The sequence below is a fragment of the Pseudoalteromonas rhizosphaerae genome, assembly GCF_028885455.1.
Taxonomy (GTDB): Bacteria; Pseudomonadota; Gammaproteobacteria; order Enterobacterales; family Alteromonadaceae; genus Pseudoalteromonas; species Pseudoalteromonas rhizosphaerae.
This window is the reverse complement of sequence record NZ_CP118496.1, coordinates 2,391,770-2,412,932: the sequence shown is the minus strand read 5'-3', so window position 1 is coordinate 2,412,932 and position 21,163 is coordinate 2,391,770. Positions and strand designations below refer to the sequence as shown.

The 21,163-nt window shown below is 36.4% G+C and carries 12 protein-coding genes; 6 read left to right on the top strand and 6 right to left on the bottom strand.

Annotated elements, in window-relative coordinates; all coding sequences use genetic code 11:
- Nucleotides 1–408 precede the first annotated feature (408 nt).
- Nucleotides 409–1,680, bottom strand: coding sequence for a sugar MFS transporter (locus tag PVK79_RS10195; protein WP_145235602.1), 1,272 nt, complete (start codon nt 1,678–1,680; stop codon nt 409–411).
- A gap of 651 nt (nt 1,681–2,331) precedes the next feature.
- On the opposite strand from PVK79_RS10195, the gene PVK79_RS10190 reads away from it, so the two are divergent.
- Entirely contained in the window at nt 2,332–4,062 is a 1,731-nt protein-coding gene (locus PVK79_RS10190) for a hypothetical protein (protein ID WP_182757735.1), read from the top strand.
- 72 nt (nt 4,063–4,134) lie between these two features.
- On the opposite strand, the gene PVK79_RS10185 is transcribed toward PVK79_RS10190, so the two are convergent.
- The 3 genes from PVK79_RS10185 to PVK79_RS10175 form a co-directional block, all read right to left on the bottom strand.
- A complete protein-coding gene (locus tag PVK79_RS10185) occupies nt 4,135–4,635 on the bottom strand; it encodes an RNA methyltransferase (RefSeq protein ID WP_182819688.1) in 501 nt (166 codons plus the stop codon).
- Nucleotides 4,635–5,132, bottom strand: a complete 498-nt coding sequence (locus PVK79_RS10180; protein WP_149980241.1) for a YcgN family cysteine cluster protein — start codon at nt 5,130–5,132, stop codon at nt 4,635–4,637. The genes PVK79_RS10185 and PVK79_RS10180 overlap by 1 nt, the downstream gene beginning before the upstream one ends.
- A gap of 95 nt (nt 5,133–5,227) precedes the next feature.
- A complete protein-coding gene (locus PVK79_RS10175; RefSeq protein ID WP_145235614.1) occupies nt 5,228–7,048 on the bottom strand; it encodes a DUF885 domain-containing protein in 1,821 nt (606 codons plus the stop codon).
- Between the two features lie 146 nt (nt 7,049–7,194).
- Between PVK79_RS10175 and PVK79_RS10170 the strand changes: the two genes are divergently transcribed.
- Together PVK79_RS10170 and PVK79_RS10165 are read left to right on the top strand one after the other, a co-directional pair.
- On the top strand, nt 7,195–8,463 hold the full coding sequence (locus tag PVK79_RS10170; RefSeq protein ID WP_145235618.1) for a Xaa-Pro dipeptidase: 1,269 nt from the start codon (nt 7,195–7,197) through the stop codon (nt 8,461–8,463).
- Nucleotides 8,464–8,671: 208 nt separating this feature from the next.
- A complete protein-coding gene (locus PVK79_RS10165; protein ID WP_257326618.1) occupies nt 8,672–11,083 on the top strand; it encodes a TonB-dependent receptor in 2,412 nt (803 codons plus the stop codon).
- Nucleotides 11,084–11,130: 47 nt separating this feature from the next.
- On the opposite strand, the gene adhP is transcribed toward PVK79_RS10165, so the two are convergent.
- Nucleotides 11,131–12,141, bottom strand: a complete 1,011-nt coding sequence (gene adhP / locus PVK79_RS10160) for an alcohol dehydrogenase AdhP (RefSeq protein WP_149980237.1) — start codon at nt 12,139–12,141, stop codon at nt 11,131–11,133.
- Nucleotides 12,142–12,426: 285 nt separating this feature from the next.
- Here adhP and PVK79_RS10155 point away from each other — a divergent pair, with 285 nt between their 5' ends.
- The 3 genes from PVK79_RS10155 (at nt 12,427) to PVK79_RS10145 (ending at nt 19,873) form a co-directional block, all read left to right on the top strand.
- Complete coding sequence (locus tag PVK79_RS10155; RefSeq protein WP_257326617.1) at nt 12,427–12,972, top strand: GbsR/MarR family transcriptional regulator; 546 nt, start codon at nt 12,427–12,429, stop codon at nt 12,970–12,972.
- 247 nt (nt 12,973–13,219) lie between these two features.
- The gene (locus PVK79_RS10150; RefSeq protein ID WP_257326616.1) at nt 13,220–18,799 is read left to right on the top strand and encodes an RNA-directed DNA polymerase; all 5,580 of its coding nucleotides are present in this window, start codon (nt 13,220–13,222) and stop codon (nt 18,797–18,799) included.
- 612 nt (nt 18,800–19,411) lie between these two features.
- The gene (locus PVK79_RS10145) at nt 19,412–19,873 is read left to right on the top strand and encodes a hypothetical protein (RefSeq protein ID WP_257326615.1); all 462 of its coding nucleotides are present in this window, start codon (nt 19,412–19,414) and stop codon (nt 19,871–19,873) included.
- Nucleotides 19,874–20,143: 270 nt separating this feature from the next.
- Here the strand turns inward: PVK79_RS10145 and PVK79_RS10140 are convergent, their stop codons facing one another.
- Nucleotides 20,144–21,160: a lytic murein transglycosylase gene (locus PVK79_RS10140; protein ID WP_145236295.1), complete on the bottom strand. Its 1,017-nt coding sequence runs from the start codon at nt 21,158–21,160 to the stop codon at nt 20,144–20,146.
- Nucleotides 21,161–21,163 lie beyond the last annotated feature (3 nt).

Here is a 21,163-nt window from a genome sequence, read left to right as displayed (position 1 = left end):
ATCTTTTATCGTTGTTAGCTAACTACTTTTTAACAAAAATAACGCTATTTGTCTTATCTTATCGGCAAAACTTGCTATATCCCAGTCAAAAACAATAATAAAGCATGGTAAAAAATTAAGTGTAGCACTTATTAATACAACAAATTAATAACGTAATTCATTGTCAGTTAAAGTTAGCCAATTTCGTAATTACACAGAAAAATAACAAACTCAAAATTGGAAGCTTCCAATTAATATTATAAGCAATAGCGATTGAATACGTATTCAGTGCATATAAGTCGTTATTTTGTAATGAACATAACTGAGAGGTTTTCACTTTAGAGTGCGGCTAATTAATTGAGAATAATAAGTAGATAAATGCATTAACAGTGCTGCAAATGCATTTATCTGAAGAGGTTTACGATTAGCTTAGTTTATTTTTTGTTGCCACTTGCTCGCAAGTTTTACAACATTTAATCCGTACCAAGCGATAAAACAATAGCAAAGTGCTGGGATGATAAAACTAACTTGAATATTCATTGCATCAGCAACAATACCTTGAATTAAGGGTATTAATGCACCACCAACAATCGCTAAACAAAGCCAACCTGATCCTTTACTAGTTAATGAACCTAGCCCTTGAATGGCGACTGAGAAAATTGTTGGAAACAAAATTGAATTAAATAAACCAATCGACAGTACAGCATACAAAGCAACGTCACCTTCGGTGAAGATTGTAATTAGAAGTAACGCAATTACCGCAAATGCATTAAAAGCAATTGCTTTTGATGGTGCAATTTTTTGTAATGCAGCAGAGCCAATAAAGCGTCCTACCATCGCCCCGCCCCAATAATAGGCAATTAATGACGCGGCGGCATGCTCTTCAAGTCCTGCAATGTGAGCTTCACCAAAAAAGTTAACTAAAAAGCTGCCTATTGCCACTTCTCCACCAACATAACAAAAGATACCTAACACCCCCATAACTAAATGCGGGGCTTGCGTTAAAGAATGATCTTTTGCTTTGCAATCAAGTTCTTCTTTATGTGATTTGATTTCAGGCAGTTTTAAAAATGCAAATACGACCGCAATAGTAAGCAGTGCTGCAGCAAGCATTAAATAAGGGACTTTTACCGATTCAGCAGTCGCCGCAGATGCCGTCAATGTGCCTGCGGCACCAAAGAACAATATACCACCAACATAGGGCCCAATAGTAGTTCCCAATGAATTAAGCGCTTGCGCTAAATTTAACCGAGACGAAGCTGTTTTTTCAGGCCCAAGCGCCACAACGTAAGGGTTAGCTGATACTTGCAATACGGTAATACCACCAGCTAGAACAAATAATGCGGTTAAAAATAGCCAATACTCATGTACGACTACAGCAGGGTAAAATAACATACAGCCGATAGAAGCCACGATAAGACCGCTAAGCACACCATTTTTATAACCAAATTTCTTAACCAATATTCCCGCAGGTAAAGAAACAATAAAGTAAGCGCCAAAGAAGCAGAACTGCACTAACATCGCTTCAGTATAACTAAGATCAAACACCCCTTTTAAACGCGGGATCAGTACATCATTTAGTACTGTGATAAAACCCCATAAAAAAAATAGAGTTGTCATTGCAGTCAAAGGTAACAGGTAATTATTATTTTGCTGCGACTGCTCAGTGACAAACGTTTTATTTGTATTTATTTCACTCACGTGATTTTCACTCCATTAACAAGTTGTGTTTGATTCTACACACTCCAATAAAAAGATCACAAACTAATATTTGGACCGTTCCATACTTTTTATTCAATGGTATCGCTATTTAACGAATTTAATTAACTAGAAATGGACATAGATGCTGGCTAATTTCCAAAGCAGTGATTTTTTTTCAAGGACATATCAAAACCAGTTTAAATTTTTATCACCTAAATTGTGTTGACAAACAAGATCAGGAAGGCTTTTAGCACTTCAATAAAGACGATGGCGCCATTTTTGATTTTTTGATAAATAGACTCGCTACTTAGCCTCTTGTACACATTTTATATTTAACTATGCAATGGCCTATTTAGGTGAGATTAACAGTGGCTTTGCTATTGTAGATGATTACCAAGGGCAAAATGCCAACATATATTTATGCGAAGTGTTGCTATTTCGCTGCCATTGCTAGCGCATCTGCATCTTAACCAACTATTGCCGATTTATCGCAGTAAAAATTAATAATTTTATATAATACCGTGCCCTCATTACAACCAACACTAATAGTGCTTTTCCTCGCTAGACTACGCACTTTTATGATATCGTTTTACAAAACATAAATACTACAGAACGTACCGCTTGGTACTGATACAAAAAAGGAATTTCCAAATGAACACCAAACTACTTGCTGGTTGCGCAGTTGCTGTAGCGGCCGGTGCAATAATCTATACACAAACTGACAGTTCAACAGCCTCATTAGAACTTGCTCAACTTGATTACGTCCCTGCTGATACTGCTTTATTTTATGGTCAGCTAAAACCATTTCCCTATAGTAAATATTTCAATTTGATTCCAGATCAAATGAAAGGTGCAGACGATTTTACGCCATTGATCGAAAATTTAGCGGCAAGTAACGATAACAATGCACAGTTTTTAGCGTCTCTATTAGATCAATATCAAACATCATTGGCATCTTATGAAACACTAAAAGCAGCCTGGGGATTCGCCGATGATTATAAAGCTCTAGCCTATACGATTGGTCTAATGCCAGTATTACGCTATCAACTTGAAGATGAAACGGCTTTATTTAATACAATTAATAGCTCAGCTGATAAAGCGGGAATTAACTTCACAACACAAACCATCGAAGGTGTTGACTACAACACGTACCCTTTAGTACTTGAAAATGACATTACATTAAACTTAATTGTGTCTGTTAAAGATAACTGGGCTACCATCACGTTTGATACAAAACTTAATACAATTAAAGATTTACGTCTTGCTTTAGCAATTGATAAACCAACAAAATCATTAACGCAAACCGCTAAACTTGAAAACTATATTGCTAATTATTCATTTGATGGCCACTCTATTGCGTATATAGACCATGTTGAGATTGCTAATGCTATTACCGCTAGAACACCATCACGCCTAGGTGAAATGCTTGATGAACTATTAAAAGAATTGGGTGATCCAAATGCTTTAGAGGTAGCTAGAACACCACAGTGCCAAAATGACATTACCAATCTTGTTAGTTATTGGCCTGCATCAGTAACCGGTAGCACGTACATACAAGTAACAAACTCTGATGCTCATTTTAAAGCTGATGCTATTTTCCAAAGCACTGCTACAGATATTATTAAAACATTAAAATCTGTGCGAGGTTTTGTTCCTGAGCATACGACTAAACTTGACGGGCAAATGCTAAGCTTTGCTTATGGTGCGGATATTTCAAAAATTCCACCGCTTTTAAATATACTCTCAAGTACATTTAAAAAAGCTGAATTTGAGTGTGCACCTCTTGTTGCTTTACAGCAACAAACTCAAGACTCAAATTTAGCTGCACTATCAATGATGACCGCTATGGCTAATGGTATTCAAGGTGTCAGTGTAAGTATTCAAGATCTTGCTTTAGAAGCCGATGCAAATCAACTGCCACAACTAAAAGCTTTAGACGCGCTAATCACACTTTCTGCGACAGATCCTGATAATTTACTTTTTACTGCTAAAGGATTTTTACCCGCATTAGCGGAGCTTGAAATACCAGAAAACGGCGATGCAATTAGTGTCAATGCTGCAATTCCTTATCCTTTACCTGCTGGCCTTGATATAAGGTTAGCTAAAAAAGGAAAGCATATTGTTTTATTCACTGGTGAAAAATCAGCAGCTATTGCAAATACATTATCAGAACAAGCGCTTGAAAAAAATGGATTTTTAACTTCCGCAGTTGACCTCAGCTCATTAATGACTCCTGTCATCGAAGTATTTAAAATGACAGGGCAAGTGATCCCGGAAGAACTTGAACAATTAAAAAATCAAACAATGTCTGTGTATTTTGCAACAGATATAAAAGATGAAGGGATTGTTATTAATTCAGAGATCAAAATTACTAAAAAGTAATAACTTTTTTGGAATTAAACGAAAAAAGGGGCATTAATTGCCCCTTTTTTCAATTGTTCAATTCAGTTTGTACTATTTCTGCCATATCATTTTATTATTGGTGTCGCGGCTTTGAATAATCGTTTGATCAGAACTTTCTACTCCACCGAGTTTAGCTTGTCGATCGTAAAGAACCACATTACAGGTAGCTGCTAAATTCATACAACCAATTGTTGGGATATACACCACTTCATCGCACCAGTTCAGTACATCTTTGCTAATTGAGCCATCTTCAGGGCCAAAAATATAAAATGCGTTTTCAGGATGAACAAACTCAGGCAAAGGAGTTGCACCTTCTATTAGTTCAATCACCACCACGGTCGCACCTGCGGGCTTTGCTGTTGCTAAATCCTCAACGCAAGTCAGTGGAATGCGTTCAACAACATTTTTTGTGTCGGTATGAAACTTTTTAGCATTTAAATAACGCGTGCCTGTAAAAAATACTTGTTCAGCCCCATAGCAACCCGCAGCTCTTAACACTGCGCCAACGTTAGAGGGGCTTTTAGGATTGATCAAACCAATCTTCGCAGTCATTAATCGCAATCCCTCGTTGGCCAATCAGCTTCATACAGATCAAAGTCATCTAGAGCTACATCACAATCTTTTACTGTTTTGTCTTTTACAGAAATACCCAATGTATGCATTAGTTCTTTGCTGCCACCGTTATTTAGTGGATGCCAAGACGCTAAACCACGGCCTTCGTGTAAACGGCGGTAACTACAACTTTGCGGCATGAAGAAAATGCTGTCGAGGTTTTCTTTAGTTAATTTTACACATGACGGGACTAATGTTTGTCGATTTTCATACTCACTACAACCACACGTATTATTATCTAAGTATTGGCAAACAATATTAGTAAAAATGAGTTCTTCACCATCGCGAAGTTGATCTGTGGCGGTAAACTCATCTTCATCTTCGCTGTCTATAAAGGTATTTAAACAGCATTTTCCACAGCCATCGCAAATGGCTTCCCACTCATTTTGTGACATTTGCTCAAGTGATTTCTCAAGCCAAAATTGGTTTTCAAACATGGTATAACTCGGTGCCCCTAATAGCGCGCATTTTAGCTTAATTGAGCACCGCGCGCAAAGCTACATTCAGCTTTGCGCTATTTCAAGTTTAAAAGTTAGCGCTGCGTATCAACCCAACGTTTAATTTTCGCTTCTAGTATTGGCATCGGCAAAGCACCATCAATTAAAATTTGCGTATGAAACTCTTTAATATCAAATTTATCACCTAATGCTTGTTTACAATAATCTCGCAGTTCTTGAATTTTAAATTGCCCTAATTTATACGACAATGCTTGTCCTGGCCAAGCTATATAGCGCTCAACTTCTGCGGTTACATCACTTAAAGCCATTGAGGAATTAGCCAGCATGTAATCAATACCTTGTTGACGAGTCCAGCCTTTAGCATGAAAACCTGTATCGAGCACTAATCGCATAGCGCGTAATTGCTCATCAGATAAACGGCCATACCACATATATGGGTCGGTAAATAAACCCAATTCTTTACCTAGACTTTCAGCATATAATGCCCAACCTTCGGCGAACACTGTGTAACCACCAAATTTTCGAAACTCAGGTAATGACTGAACTTCTTGCTGTAAGGCGATTTGAAAATGGTGTCCTGGGGCTGCTTCATGGATTGACAATGTTTCGAGTAGAAACTTAGGCTGCGCTTTTAAATTAAAGGTATTAATATAAAAAATTCCCGGACGAGAGCCATCCGGTGCTGGTGATTGATAAGATGCTCCTGCCGCAGACTCAGCACGAAAATCTTCAACCGCTTTTACAACGTAATCAGCTTTGGGGACAATGTTAAATAATTTAGGTACACGCGCATCAATTTTTAACTTTACGGCTTCATAGGCCGCAATTAATTGCTCAGGTGTATCAAAATAAAACTCATCAGAATCTCGTAAATGAGTAAAAAACTCACTTAAACTGCCTTTAAAACCAACGGTTTCCTTTACTTTTTTCATTTCATTAAGGATACGCGATACTTCTTTTAAACCAATTTCATGAATTTCATCTGCAGATAAACTCAAGGTGGTGTTTTTCTTTATTTGGTATTCATACCATGCTTTACCATTTGGTAAATCGCTATAACCTACTGTTGCACGGCTATTTGGTATATAAGTGGTTGCTAAAAACTCGCTCATTTTTGTATAAGCTGGGACCAACTTATCCATAATAAGTGCACTATATTGGTCAGTGAGTTGTTGCTTTTGCGCTGCTGTGAATTGCTCTGGAAGCTGCTTTATCGGACTATAAAATAAAGATTGTTCTGCACTGGTAACTATATGAGCTTGAAATTGCGGTAATAACTTTTCAGCTAATGGCTTTGGTAAAACAATGCCTTCATTTACCCCTTGCTGCATAGCATCTTGCACACTGCTTAACCAAGTTACAAAACCTTCAGCACGCGCGACGAAATTTTCATAATCTTGGTAATTTGCAAATGGCTGCGCACTTTGCGCCGATCCAAAGCCTGCAAACGTATTGTGAGCGCCAGACATTTGGTTAATTGGTAATAAGTAACTCGGGAATTGAAAACCTTCGATTGTTAATGCTAAATCCCGTGCCAGTATTTCATAACTTAACAAGGCTTGACCGGTTAACTGCTGCTGGTCAATCGCCGCTAAACGTTGCTGATAATCTTTATAAAAAGCAAGCTGCTGAGCTCGGTTTTGCGCAGTACTCGGTGCTGTAAATTGGTTATTGTATTGATTATAACCAATATAAGTGGCGCCAAGAGGGCTAAATTGCAACGAATCCACAAAGTACTGCTCAACCAAGCTATTTAATTGTTGTGTTGTTGCGCTGGCAGTTTCACTTGTTAATGCTGCTTGTGGCTTATTTAAATTATTATTAGCCGTATTTGAACACGCAGACAAAGCGCTGAGTACACCAGCGACAAGCAAGGTTAACTTAAATTTTTTCATAATGATCCCTGAGTATAAGTAGTTAGCGCAAGTATGCAGCTTTCAAATCGCTAAATAAAGAAAATACGATACTTATCGCGTTTTGTTTACAGCCTAAAAACTGCTTGCTACATTGCTATATTAAATAATCAAAAATTAGAAAATAAATGAATAAATTATCACTTTCTGTCCCTTTGGGCTTACTGTGTGTCAGCGCTTTTAGCGCGCAAGCAACAACATACGTTAGTGCTAAAGCAATGCTAGACGTAAATAATGGCAAGCTTATTAATGCGCCGCTTATTCAAATCGATGACGGTATTATTACTAAAATCAGTAGTGGCACCATGCCAACCCTACAACAAGGTGATGACCATATTAAGTTGCCCGAGTTAACCATTCTGCCTGGCCTGATGGATATGCACGTACACTTAACCAGCGATCCAACAGTCCCTCGTAGTGAACGTATCGGTCAGTCAGTGCCACGTAAAGCGATTAAAGCGGCCTATTTTGCAGAAAAAACCTTAAAAGCGGGTTTTACAACCTTACGTAACGTGGGCGCCGAAGGTTACAGTGTCATTGCAGTACGTGACGGCATTAATGCAGGCGATATTATTGGCCCACGCATCTGGGCTGCTGGTCCCTCTTTGGGTGTAACGGGTGGTCACTGTGACAACAACCGTCTACCTCCTGAAATGAAATACACTGCCGAAGGTGTGGCTGATGGCCCATGGGCTGTTCGTGCAAAAGTACGCGAAAACATCAAGTACGGTGCCAATGTTATTAAGTTTTGCGCCACTGGCGGAGTATTTTCCAAGGGCACAAAAGTAGGTATTCAACAGTATTCATTAGAAGAAATGACTGCCATTGTTGATGAAGCACATATGCGCGGTTTAACGGTTGCTGCACATGCACATGGTACCAGTGGTATTACCGCAGCCATTAAAGCCGGTGTAGACAGTGTTGAACATGTCAGTTTTGTTGACGATGAAGCAATTAAACTGGCTAAAAAACACGGCACTTGGTTTTCAATGGATATTTATAACACTGAATATACCCTCACGTTTGGTGAGCAAAATGGTGTAGCAGAAGAAAACTTAGCAAAAGAACGTCAAGTATCTAAAAAGCAACGCGACAGCTTTAGCCGTGCCGTAAAAGCGGGTGTCAACATGGTATTTGGTACCGATGCCGCAATTTACCCACATGGTGATAATGCAAAACAATTCTCGCGAATGGTTGAGTTTGGTATGACCCCTCTGCAAGCAATACAAGCTGCAACAATCAACAGTGCTAAATTGTTGAAAGTTGACACTCAGTTAGGGCAACTCAAAACGGGCTTTGCCGCAGATATCATCGCAGTCAAAGGCAATCCACTGCAAGACATAACCTTGCTAGAAAATGTAGCATTTGTGATGAAAGCAGGTGTTGCTTATAAATAAATGTGTGGAGTTAGCGTTAAGCTAACTCCATCATTAAGCAAGGGTTAAACTAACAGCTAACTAAATACGTTGTTAATATATTAATATTTTGAAAGCAAAAGGTAAGCAGCTTGGGGTAGGTTTAAATAATTGCCTTTTTTAGGTAATTAAAACTTGAAATACAAATGCCACACATTATCATTACGAAAATTTTTTAATGGTAATGACTATGACAACGCATAAATTCTCTCTAATTACCCTAGCCTGTTTATCAGCATATAATGCAACTGCGGCCGAACAATCCGATCTTGAGCACATCACAGTTTATCAAAAGCAAAATCATGTTGTATTAAACTCGGGTTTAGCAACAAAATCTGATATGTCGTTAATGGAAACACCTGCGCCTATCGTTATCGTCGATCAAGAGCTTATCAACTCGCAAGGCGTTGATAACTTACAAGACTTAGCGCGTAATATCAGTGGTGTAACCCAAGCAGGTAATAACTACGGCATTGGCGACAATTTAGTGATCCGTGGCCTTGGTGCAAATTATACTTATGATGGTATGTATGGCGGTGCGGGCCTAGGAAACACATTCAATCCAACTCGATCACTAACCAATGTGGAGGCCGTAGAAGTATTAAAAGGTCCCGCCACTGGTTTATATGGCATGGGCAGCGCAGGTGGTGTTATTAACTTGATTGAAAAAAAGCCACAGTTTACAGAGCAGCACAACATACAAGCGGAAATTGGTCAATGGAATACCTATTCATTATCAATTGATAGCACCAACGCAGTTACCGAAAATCTAGCATACAGAGTTAATGCAAAAACAGCACGCAGTGATGGCTACCGTGATTTAAAAGATGACCGCGATGAAATCTATGGCGCATTAAAATATGTGTTCAATGACCGCCAAAATATTATGATCTCAGCCGCTTATATTAAAGATGCCATTGCAGTTGATTCAATTGGCCACCCTATCCGTATTTATAATGCGCAGTCGGTAAATGGCAAAACCGCCGGCCAAGTAACTGCGGATGATTTAGTCAATGATCCAACCACTGCTGGGCTGCAATTATCTGATGCACAGCGCCAACAATTAGCGAATTCACTTGCAGCGTCTGATGGTTTAACACCGTATAAATTTGGTCATCGCGGTATTATCTCACCCATGGCAAAAGATAATAAAGGTGAAGAACTGCGTTTTAAACTCACTCATAATTACTACATAACTGACAATTTATTTTTAAATCAACAGTTACAATACCGTAATTATGAGTCAAGTTTTGCACGTCAAACAGGCGCCTATAATTATGTCTATTGGCAAAGAAATGGCGTGATCAATGCTGATCCTCGTGCGCCATTGGTAGTTGATGATGTACTTTATCCATTTGCTGCACGCCGTCAAGAATATCGCCAAGTAGAGGCCGATGAAAAGTCATGGCAATACTTTGCAGATTTACGCTATGACTTTAGTTTAGGTGATATAGAAAACGAATTTTTGGTCAATGCTAATTATGAAGACCGCGATATACGCTTCACGCAGTATTCTATTTGGGATAAAGACTATATTCTCAAAGATAAAAATGGCGATATAACCTATCAAGGCTCTTTACCCTATATTCTAGATATTCGTACACCGGTTTGGTCAGACGGGCAATTTAGCGACTATGATCCGCTTAAAACCAGTAACTATAGTAAAAAAGTGCAAGCATGGGGCTTAGGACTGCAACATGTTGCTTATATCAATGACAGCTTCACAACCCGTATTGGTGTTGCATACAACGAAATTACTCAAAAATATGAACATTTAGGTGTTGATGCACGTTACCGGGCCAGTGCCGCTGCTGCGACGCCAGAAGCAAGTACCTCGGATAATGGTTTAACCTATAATTTAGGCGCGACATACAAACCGACTGATGACCTGTCTATATTTATAAACCATTCGAAGGGTCGCACTGCGTATAGCGTTTTAGGCTCTGTTTCAGGCAATGAAGCTGACCGTGATGATGCACAGTCTCTTAGTACTGATTTAGGTATAAGAGTAAAAGCCTTTGATGATCAGGTACTCGCCTCACTAGTCGTATTTGATACCGCACGTACTAACTTAGAATATGCAAACCCTGCCTATGATGATACAAAGCCAGATCCATCGGTCCCAAAAAATTACTTTAATGGTGAAGAAAAAACCCGTGGTGTCGAGCTTGATCTAAATGCCTATTTAAATGATCAATGGAAGGTCAATATCAATGGTGTTTATCAAGATGCGCGTGAACAGAAAAACCCTAATGTGAGCACATTTGCTGCGCGTCAAAAAGGTGTGCCTTATGTAACAGCAAGCACATGGTTAACATACAGTGCTCAGTGGTTTGAACTAGCCCAGCCACTAAAATTAAGTGCGGGCGTAAAGTATGTTGATGATCGCAGTACTAATTCGTCATCATTCGGCATTCCTGATGGTTATGTACCAAGCTATACTATTTATGATGCTGCGTTAAGTTATAACACTGATAAATGGGGCTTACAGCTAAATTTAAATAATTTGTTTAATAAAGTTTATTACTCAAAAGCAATGTTTTTAGGTGGTATGCCAGGCGAAGAACGCAATGCGAAGCTAACTTTGAGCTATAAGCTTTAAGTTATAAGCTGTAAAAGCGCACAAAATGCTTGTGCGCTTTTTTACGTTTACATAGTGACTACTATACGGCCATTAATTTCACCTTTGAGCATATCGTCAAATATGTCATTGATATCTTCAAGACGTTTTTCTTCAATAATTGCTTTAACTTTGCCCTGTGCAGCAAACTCTAAACATTCTTGTAAATCTCTACGTGTGCCAACAATTGAGCCAACAACAGAAACGCCATTGAGTACAGTATCAAAAATAGGCAACGGCATATCCTCTGGAGGCAGACCAACTAACACGCATTTTCCACCACGGCGAACACTCTTATAAGCTTGCTCAAACCCCGGCTTGGATACAGCGGTACATACCACAGCATGTGCGCCCCCTACCTGCTCAAATATAGCCTCACTAGGCACACATTCTTTAAAGTCCAGTGTGATATCTGCACCTAACTCTTTTGCTAAAGCCAGTTTTTCAACACCAGTATCCACTGCAATTACATTAAAGCCCATTGCCTTTGCATATTGCACCGCAAGATGCCCAAGCCCACCTACACCAACAATAGCGACCCATTGTCCTGGCTTAGCACCTGACACTTTTAGCGCTTTATAGGTTGTAACACCGGCACAAAATAATGGCGCAGCTTCTGAAAAACCTAAGCCTTCAGGGATCTTTACAACATAGTTCCCATCAGCTAAGCAATATTCTGCGTAACTACCATCAACTGAGTAACCCGTATTATGCTGTGAAAGACATAAGGTCTCTTTACCTTCTAAACAAAATTCACAATGACCACATGCACTGTATAGCCAAGGAATGCCAACACGATCACCAATTTCCAAATGAGTAATATTACTACCCAGCTGTTCGATCACTCCAACACCTTCATGCCCTGGAACTAACGGCATTTTAGGCTTTACTGGCCAATCACCATGACAGGCATGTAAATCAGTATGACACACACCACATGCGGCTATTTTAACTAAAACATCATTGACTCCAACGGTTGGAATGGGTAAGTCTGAAATTTCTAATTTGCCTTTGTAAGTACTATTAACGGCTGCTTTCATTGCTCGTTCCTTGTTGTTGCGAAGTTGTTATTGAGTAGTTGTTAAGAAATTAGTTGTCGTAAATTAGTGTACACCTTACGCGACTCTAGATGAGCAAAAATTAATCTAAATCAAACTTTAGTGATATAACTTGTTCTGAACGACTAAGAACGACTATTAGTACCAACACATAATCCCCTAGGCTTGATTCAGCCAAGGAAAATTCAGCGTATTGCGCAGTAAATCTTGCTAAACATATTCAGCGTGCTAGCATTAATTTCATTATTTATTGAAACTTGAGAAGCAATGACATTATCAGATAAGAACTTTGCCTTTGTAATGCACTGTGGCGAAATGGGTAGTCGTTGGGGTTTTAATCGCACCATTGGCCAAATGTGTGGATTATTGATCATCACCAAAGAGCCAATGACAGCGAACGAAATCGCCGATGCCTTAAGCATTTCTCGTGGTAATGTCAGCATGGGGATCAAAGAACTGCAATCTTGGCGTTTAATAAAAGTGCAGCATATTCCAGGTGACAGAAAAGAATATTACGCCCCTGCAGGTACTATTTGGGATATGGCAAACCGCGTATTCGAAGAACGTAAAAAGCGTGAGATTGACCCTACTCTCAGTTTACTCAGAGATAACCTGTTAGAGCCTGCAACCAACGACGATGAAAAGTTTGCGCAACAACAAATGCATGAAATTCATGATCTACTCGAAACCGTCACTAAGTGGTCTTCAGAACTACAGCGTTTAAGCCCAGAGCAACTACAAAGCTTAATGAAGCTCGGCTCTGGTATTGGTAAAGTACTCGACTTTAAAGATAAGATATTGAAGAAATCGTAGCAGCGATTTTATATCGCGTCTGTGCACCTATTAACTGAGCGCTTTGAGCGAATTTTAACAAAGCTAAATAACAATGATGTCGAGAGTCAGGATTTGAGCATTAAGTTTGAACCTTTGATATTAAAAGAACCTCCTTATAATATAAAGTTCTATATTTATTACTCTATCACTAAATTAAACTATTTCTTTTTCTATTAATATTAGTGTTAATAGATTCAATATCTTTGATGTAACTATCTGGAAGCTAATGAAAAGTATTACAGCACTAGAAAATTTAGCTAATAAACTTCATGAATTATTTGTTATGAATCAGAAGCTCTATGCTGATCAATTGGATGATGGGACCTATAAAACTCTCTACAGGCCTATTTATCCCGCTGTTATAGCCAAAATGTTAGATGAAAAAGGTAGTTTGCTTACTTACCAAGAGTCAGCAGGTTATGTCCGTTGGGTATGCTTAGATTTTGATGTAAAAAAAGAGTTTTTAACTGAGCTTGATATCCATTTACATGCATTGGTTACCGTTGTTGAACAAACCTGTAATATTTTAAAAGATATGAATATAGATTTCTTACTTGAACACTCTGGAAATAGAGGTATTCATATTTGGATTATATTCAAAACTGAAATAGTTAAATCAGTAGCTTACAACTTTGTTAGCTACATTTATAAAAAAACAGGAACGTTACCTGAAGCTATTGGAATTGATTTATTTCCTAAAACGGGATCATATAATAAGAAATCTAAAGGAATAGGCTTAGGCGTAAAAATACCATTGTCATTGCACAAAAAATCAAATTGTTATTCATATTTTTTTGAAAAGATTACACTAGACAAAGTAACCAAGTTAGATTCAATTTTTATAAAATCACAAACTGATATTTTAGATAACTACAAACTTGTTGATTTTGAAGTTATAGATGCAACAGTAAATTTGACAACTGATACTGAGGCTCTTTCAAACATAATAGATATAAAATCTAAAAAAGCTATTGTTGATGAAAACTCAAGTTTAGATTCTATTTTAGGTCACTTAGCTAAATGTAACAGCCTACAACCAATAATAAATAATTATCGAAATGGCATTTCTAACAATGATAGATTAATTATTGTGGGTCTGCTCACTAGGCTCAGAAAAGAAAGTGATCCTAACTTCAGCCAGTCTATTCTCAAAGAGTTTTTCTCGCGTTTACCTGGATATGATGAATTAGAAACATCAAAAAGGCTTAGTTCACTAAATAACCTTTACCCATTATCTTGTTCAACGCTAAAAAAGAAATTTAATTCTAATTGTGATGGTTGCTCTTATAACCTTGGAGTGACCCCACTGTCACTTATACCTGATATTGAAATTATTGAGGCAGATAAATGGTTTTGTATCTCCGAGTCAATTTTTAAAGATATAAAAAATGCTCAACTTAACTACATAAATACAAATGACGAAATACCACTATTTCATTATCTGGCTATTATTAATAGTTTTAATTTCAGCGATTTTAGTTCTCAATTAGAACAATTAATTGCAGGGAATCTCAAACCTCATAAAGAGTACTACTCTTTTAAAAGAAAAGAATCACCAAGTAAAACTAGGGAGTTAGTTTCACTTAGTCCGGCTGATAAACTCTTAAGTACCGCCACTATAGGAATGATTCATAATATTTGGTACGACATATTTTTCAATAACTCATATGGATATCGCCTCAATCATAACTGCAATCATGGTTGGGTATTTGAAGGGTGGTTTTCATTGTGGAAAACCTTTATTAAGAATGTAAAAGAAGTAATAAACGATGAAGATAATTCTTATGATGATTACCAGCTTATCAAAATAGACTTAAAAAACTTCTATGGGAGCATTGATCATCAACGATTAAAAATAAAGGTTCTTGATCACCCTATTGAATTTATAAAAAACAAGATTGAGTCTTTACCTCAAGAAGAAAGAAACATATATGAAAATATAGTTTCATATATGTTTTCATTAATTAAATTATATCACCCACACACTGGACTCCCCCAAGGACCTGCTTTTGCGAGGTATTTATCTGAGATTTATTTATTAGGATTAGATGAATTAATCAATAAAAAAATAAAAAGAGGTCATGAATTTTATTTTAGGTATGTGGATGATATTTTCATTTTTGTTCAAAACAAAAATAGAGAAGAAGAAATATATTCAAAAGTAACAGAATGGATAAGCTTAAATAGCTTGGAACTTAACTATAATAAGAGTCTGAGAATGAGCGTAAAGGAATATAAAGATTATAATATTATGGATAATTATTCAGATGAAAGTAAATACAATATTGACCAGACTACAAAACATTTTTCCATCACCACAAATAAAGAAAATGACCGAGCTTTAGAACAAGCAAAAGATCTATTAGCACAATCAGAATTAGGTTTAAAAGATGACTTTCGTTTTGTATTTACTAAATTTAAAGAAGGTATTGAGCTTGACGTAGATAAAAGTAATGTTGAAAATCAAATAATTACAAGTGAGTATGGGAGGGGGTCAATGTATTCCATTTTTTTTGATACTTATTTTTTTAAAAAAGCGTCAGTAACCTATATAAATGAAGATGAATATAATCTTATGAGCACTCTCGCTAAAGAGTGTTATTTAAACTCCCTGTTAAAGCACGCTCAAGAAAATAAAGAAGAAGAACTAATAAATCATATTGAAAATCTGATAAAGCACAACAGTGAAATAACCTTATCTAGTATCGAAAGATTATCAATTTTTCAGTTAGCCTTGGGTTCCAATCTTGAATTAGACTTTAATTTTATTAATAAGATAGAGTATTCAAGTTTAATTTCTATTCTTACATCACCCGTTCGTTTACCTATCAATGAATGGTTACTGACAGAGGACTTTTTCTCATTAATATTCCCATCCTCTTTGAATTCAAAAGAGTTTATTAATAATATATCGAAAATAATATATAAAAATGAATTTTCAGTGCATTCATTAGCCAAAGTTGCTAATTACTTCTGGATTAGGGCATCTGAAAACTCTTATAAGTTATTCAATTTGCAGGACAATAATATAAATGCAGGTGAAATATATAATTTATTATCCTTGTTTTCCTTTGTTGCGAAAAACATTAACGATATTAAAGTTTCTTTCTGCGAATTGTGGGGAAGGTTATTCAGCTATATTAATAGTAAAGACTGTAAAATAACTCAGTTTAACTGGTTTGAAGTTATCCCTAGCAATGAAATTAGTCAAATAAATAATGCCACTTTAACTACCTGTATAACTTTAGATCAAGATGGTGGTCTGCTTCAAAGTTGTATTGATACGCACAATTTATTAGATAAATTTAGGGAGATCATTTTAACTATTGAAAGAAGTGATAACCCAGACGTCCAAGCTATAGACTCTCAGCTTATTGATAAACTAAAAGAAAACGATGAGTTTATTAAGTGGATATACGATCATGATGCCAAGTTATATCCTACCAAAGAAATTTGCCTCTCTAATATTGCTCTAAATAACACAGTTGTTATGAATAAGGGCAACCATTATTTAGTTAAATCATTAGATGAAAAGTTAGATTCGTTTGATTATTTAGAACAGTTAGAACATTTCAATGACAATAGTATAGTTACATTTTCAAAAAGTAATAAGTATAAAAAAGTTGCAAAGATCTTTTCAGATGGGAGCGTTAATAATGTAATTGAAAGTATCTTAAGATTACATGAAACAGGCCTTAACTTTAAAACAGAATACCGGACATTTGGATTTCCTAACTACTTCATACTTGATTCGCATGTAAATGAGGAATATAAACCATGCATACCTTATTATGCTAATGGAAGTTATATCTTTCCAAGTTGTAATTCCAAATACGATAATGATATTGAAAAATTTTCTGCTCTATTACTAGGCTTGTTATATGACCAAAGCCTTGAAATACTTTCGAATAAAGGAACTAGCTTTTCATTTGTAATTAATAAAATTAATGAACACAAACTGTTTCCTAAATTATGTAATACAAACAGCAAAAAATTAGATTTTTTAAAATCTTATATTAAAAATTGTAACTCAGAACTACATTACTTTGGTTTTTATTCATTTGAAAGTGCTTGGGCACTATCTTTGTGGGATTCAGTTGACGGTACCGATAATATAAATAGTAATAAATTATTAAACTTTTTTGAGACTTATTTATACCATCACGATAATTCAAAAAGATCTTCACCTCCAGAGCTATATCATTTGATATTAAACGCTCAAGAAAGCCCTAATATTAACTTTAACCTTGATGATTTTCTTAGTTTTATTACAAGTTCGATTACCTTGCCCGATATGCCTAATGCAATGACTGAGCTTAAATTAGAAATAATAAACACAATAAATGATAATTTAGAGAAAGAGATTGGTTCAACATGCTTAATTAGTGCCAATGAGCTCAAAGAAGAAAAAATTACTGTTATAAATGAAAGCTCTTTCGGGGACGAAGGTAAATATAAATTAACCATATCGGGAGTTGAGTTATACAGCTCTGAAGGTAACGATAAAGGTTATATTTTAGATTATGGCAAAAAACCTTATTTTCAAGAATTAACAAAAGAAAGTCTAAAGTTGCTCAATAATGAGCGAATTACTTTCACTATTGAGTTACCAAATTTATGCTTGATTCTTTTGATTCCTAGAGAGATTCAAAAAATATATGAATCAATTAATACTAGGTTTAAATGGTTAAGTGACGCCAAAAATGATAGCGAGGATACTAGACTACTTTACAATTACGAATTAGATATAAATCAAATAGATGACAGCATATGTGATGCAGCTTCAATCGTTCAATATCATTATCTTGATAAAAATGATTTTGAACGAGCAAAAGATAGAGTCACAAACTGGCTGTTACTATTCAACAGAGTTTCGTTAAAGGGATCAAAACTACAAGAGTATATGGATGCTGAAGGCTACTCTCTAAAATACTTATACAAAACGATATTGGATGTATTGTCAAAGCATGTATATATAAGCCCTGAGGATATTACAAAGTTTGGTGGTTTACTTACGGATTCTATGGAAAATAGCAAGTCTGAGATCTTTACACTGAAAAATATTCATAAAGATAAGAATGGATTACAGCATTTAATTTCCGAAACTGGTGCTGCAAATTTAAGAGCTCTAGAAGTTGATAATTGCTTCGATAATATTGTTAATTTATCTCGTGATATCGAGGAAATAGTCATACTGTGCGATGTCGGCATATCGGGCACAGAATTGAAAAAAGCCTTAGATTTTTATCTTACAAACTATAGGCAAGCCAATGAAATTTCAGATGAAAAAAGGGACGATCTAATCGAACAGGAATCATATTTCTCATTTGATCATGAGGATAGTGTTCTTTGGTCTTCGTTTAAATCTAATTTCTATTCTGTCAATAAAGTTGTAATCGTTGCAGCTTTGGTTACTGAGCGGTTTAAAACAAGAGTAGAACAAGTTATAAAAGGCTTATTTAATGATTTCAATAATTCTAGTGTTTCAGTTGAATTTAGAGTAGCGAAAGTTGAAAGCAGGTTTAATTTTTGTGACTTTACAGATGATATGCAGGCAAAAAGAGTAGCTTTATTTAAGGAGCTTTTAAAAGATACTGCTTTACTAAAGTCAATCTTTCAAGATGATTGGAAAAAGTATTCCAGCTCAATAAAAATTACGGATAGTAAAGATAAGATATTGGATTCAAATATGATTTTACGTCTGCAATCAACCCCTAAAGGACGCTTCAGGCTATTTACAATGAAGCCTAAAACAGGAGAAGAAAGTTTATTGGATCGCAGGCGGGAACATAATGAGTCAATGTGATATTAAAGATCGCTTATTTAATTTAAGATGAAGGGGTCTACAAAACATGAAAAAAGTCAGATTTTGTCACCATATATCAAAATTTTTGACTATGTGCTTATGATGAAAAGCAGTCTATTTTCTACCCTGTTACTTATAAATTTTGAAAACAAAGGGTCAAATCTAGTCTTCAGACATCAAAATTTTTAACTCTGTTCTTATGACACAAAGCTTTATATTTTCTACCTTGTTACTTATAAATTTAATGTCTTCTCTTAAGCGCAGCGTCTCATAGCCTCTTTGTGAATAAATCACTTTAAGGGCTTTAAACACAATGCAGAATAAAAAAGGGAACAAAGGGGTCAAATCTTGTCTTCAGACATCAAAACAACCAGTAAATATCTGTAAAGCTAAAGTTTAGCTTTTTAAATAATCTGGATGTGATTTGTCCAATAACATTGTTACGTCGTTTTACGGAACTTACGAGCCATAATGCCCGTTAGTTTAATTAACTGTTTACAAAAGTAGTTATTGCTGGAATTATCACGATTTAAAATAATTAGTGTGTTGCCAATTACCCGAATAGGAAGGTTGAGCCGCTAGACTATCTAAGGAATGGTGTTAAATTTAATTATGATATTACCTCGAAATCGAGATTATTTTCAGATATTTTTAGCCTCTCTATCACCAATGATTTTCGTGGTACTTTTACTTGCAGAGCTTGGGTTGGAATGGGTGTATTCATTATCAATTATTACTCTTTGCTACTTAGCTTCATTCACCTTTTGGTTTAAGAATGGAACAAAGCCGGCAGCATGGATTAGCAAAGGGAAACTACATATTCGAGATGGTGTGTTCGGTACTGATGTTATTTATAAAGACCGACTAGAATCCATGCGTTATGAAATTGGCCATAAGCGTGCTGTCGCAGGTAGTAATGCAGAGGAAGCTGAGATGCACATATTGGTTATTAAAATGAAAGGTTTTGATGAATGGACTTTACCTATTAAAGATTTAATAGAACATGGGCCAAATTTAAGGCTTTATAAGTTTATCAGAGATAATTTTTATAATTTGAAACTGGTGAAAAAGTAGTTATAACAAGCTTTTAAACACAACACAGAATAAATATAACGCTTATTAATTAATGCAGTTTTTTAGTTCAGGTTTACAGAGGATTTTTCGTTGGGTTTCGCTGCACTCTACCCAACCTACGCAGTCAAGTTTAACTCCGGACATACAACTTAAAGCCTACCGACCCTTGCAAGTTTATACATTTTTTACAAAGCAAAGCGCGAGATAAACTCGCGCTTTCTGTAAACGCCCTAGTACCTAATTACCTAGAGCCTAGCACCTAATTACTTATTAAATCGCTGGGTAACCAATGCGATCAGACAAGTAACCAACACTGGTGGCAAAGTAATATGAGCGATTCCAATGCATTAACGCTTTGTAATTATCATAAGCTAAATACATACGGCCATTCATATCATCAGGCATAACCAATGCCGCCGTTACATCTACGGCTGGTAAATCAGTACCATCCATTTTACGTACACCTAAAGCTTGCCAATCAGCTAACGAACGCTCTGAATCAGCCCAAAACTCTAACCATTGAGTACGTGTTTTAGTGCCACGTTGCAATACATAGCTAGGTTCGAAGCTTTGTGGTAACTTAATTTGACGACCCCAAGTAAGATCACTATTCCAGCCAGCTTGCTTTAAATAGTTAGCTATTGATGCAAAGGCATCAACTTGGGTGGTCCAAATATCTTTTCGACCATCTTTATCATAATCTACCGCGTAGGCATTAAATGAGGTTGGCATAAACTGCGTTTGCCCCATTGCACCTGCCCATGAACCTTTGAATTTATCTAAAGTAATGTGCCCTTCCTTTAGAATGTCAAGCGCGGCCCATAATTGGTTTTTATACATAGTTTCGCGACGGCCATCAAAAGCCAGCGTGACTACCGATGAAATAACGTTGTGACCGCCTTGGATTTTACCAAAATTACTTTCAAGGCCCCATAACGCAACAATAAAGCGTGCTTGCACGCCGTACTCGGCTGCAATTTGTTCTAAAATATCTTTATTTTCAGCGTATAGTTTACGTGCGCGGTCAATTTTCCATTGTGGCACACGCTTTGGTAAGTAAGTCTCTAAGGTTTCTTTAACTTCAGGCTGATTTTTATCAGCAGAAATTACCTTTTCTTTAAAGTGTGCTGTAGCGAAAGCATCTTCAATTAATTGACTATCGTAGCCTTTTTGTGCTGCTTCTTGTTTTAAACCTGCAACATATTCATCAAATTGTGCTTGGGTCTTGGCCAGTGCCGATGTACTGATACAGGCACTACATAAAATTGCAGCCAATTTAGTCATTATATG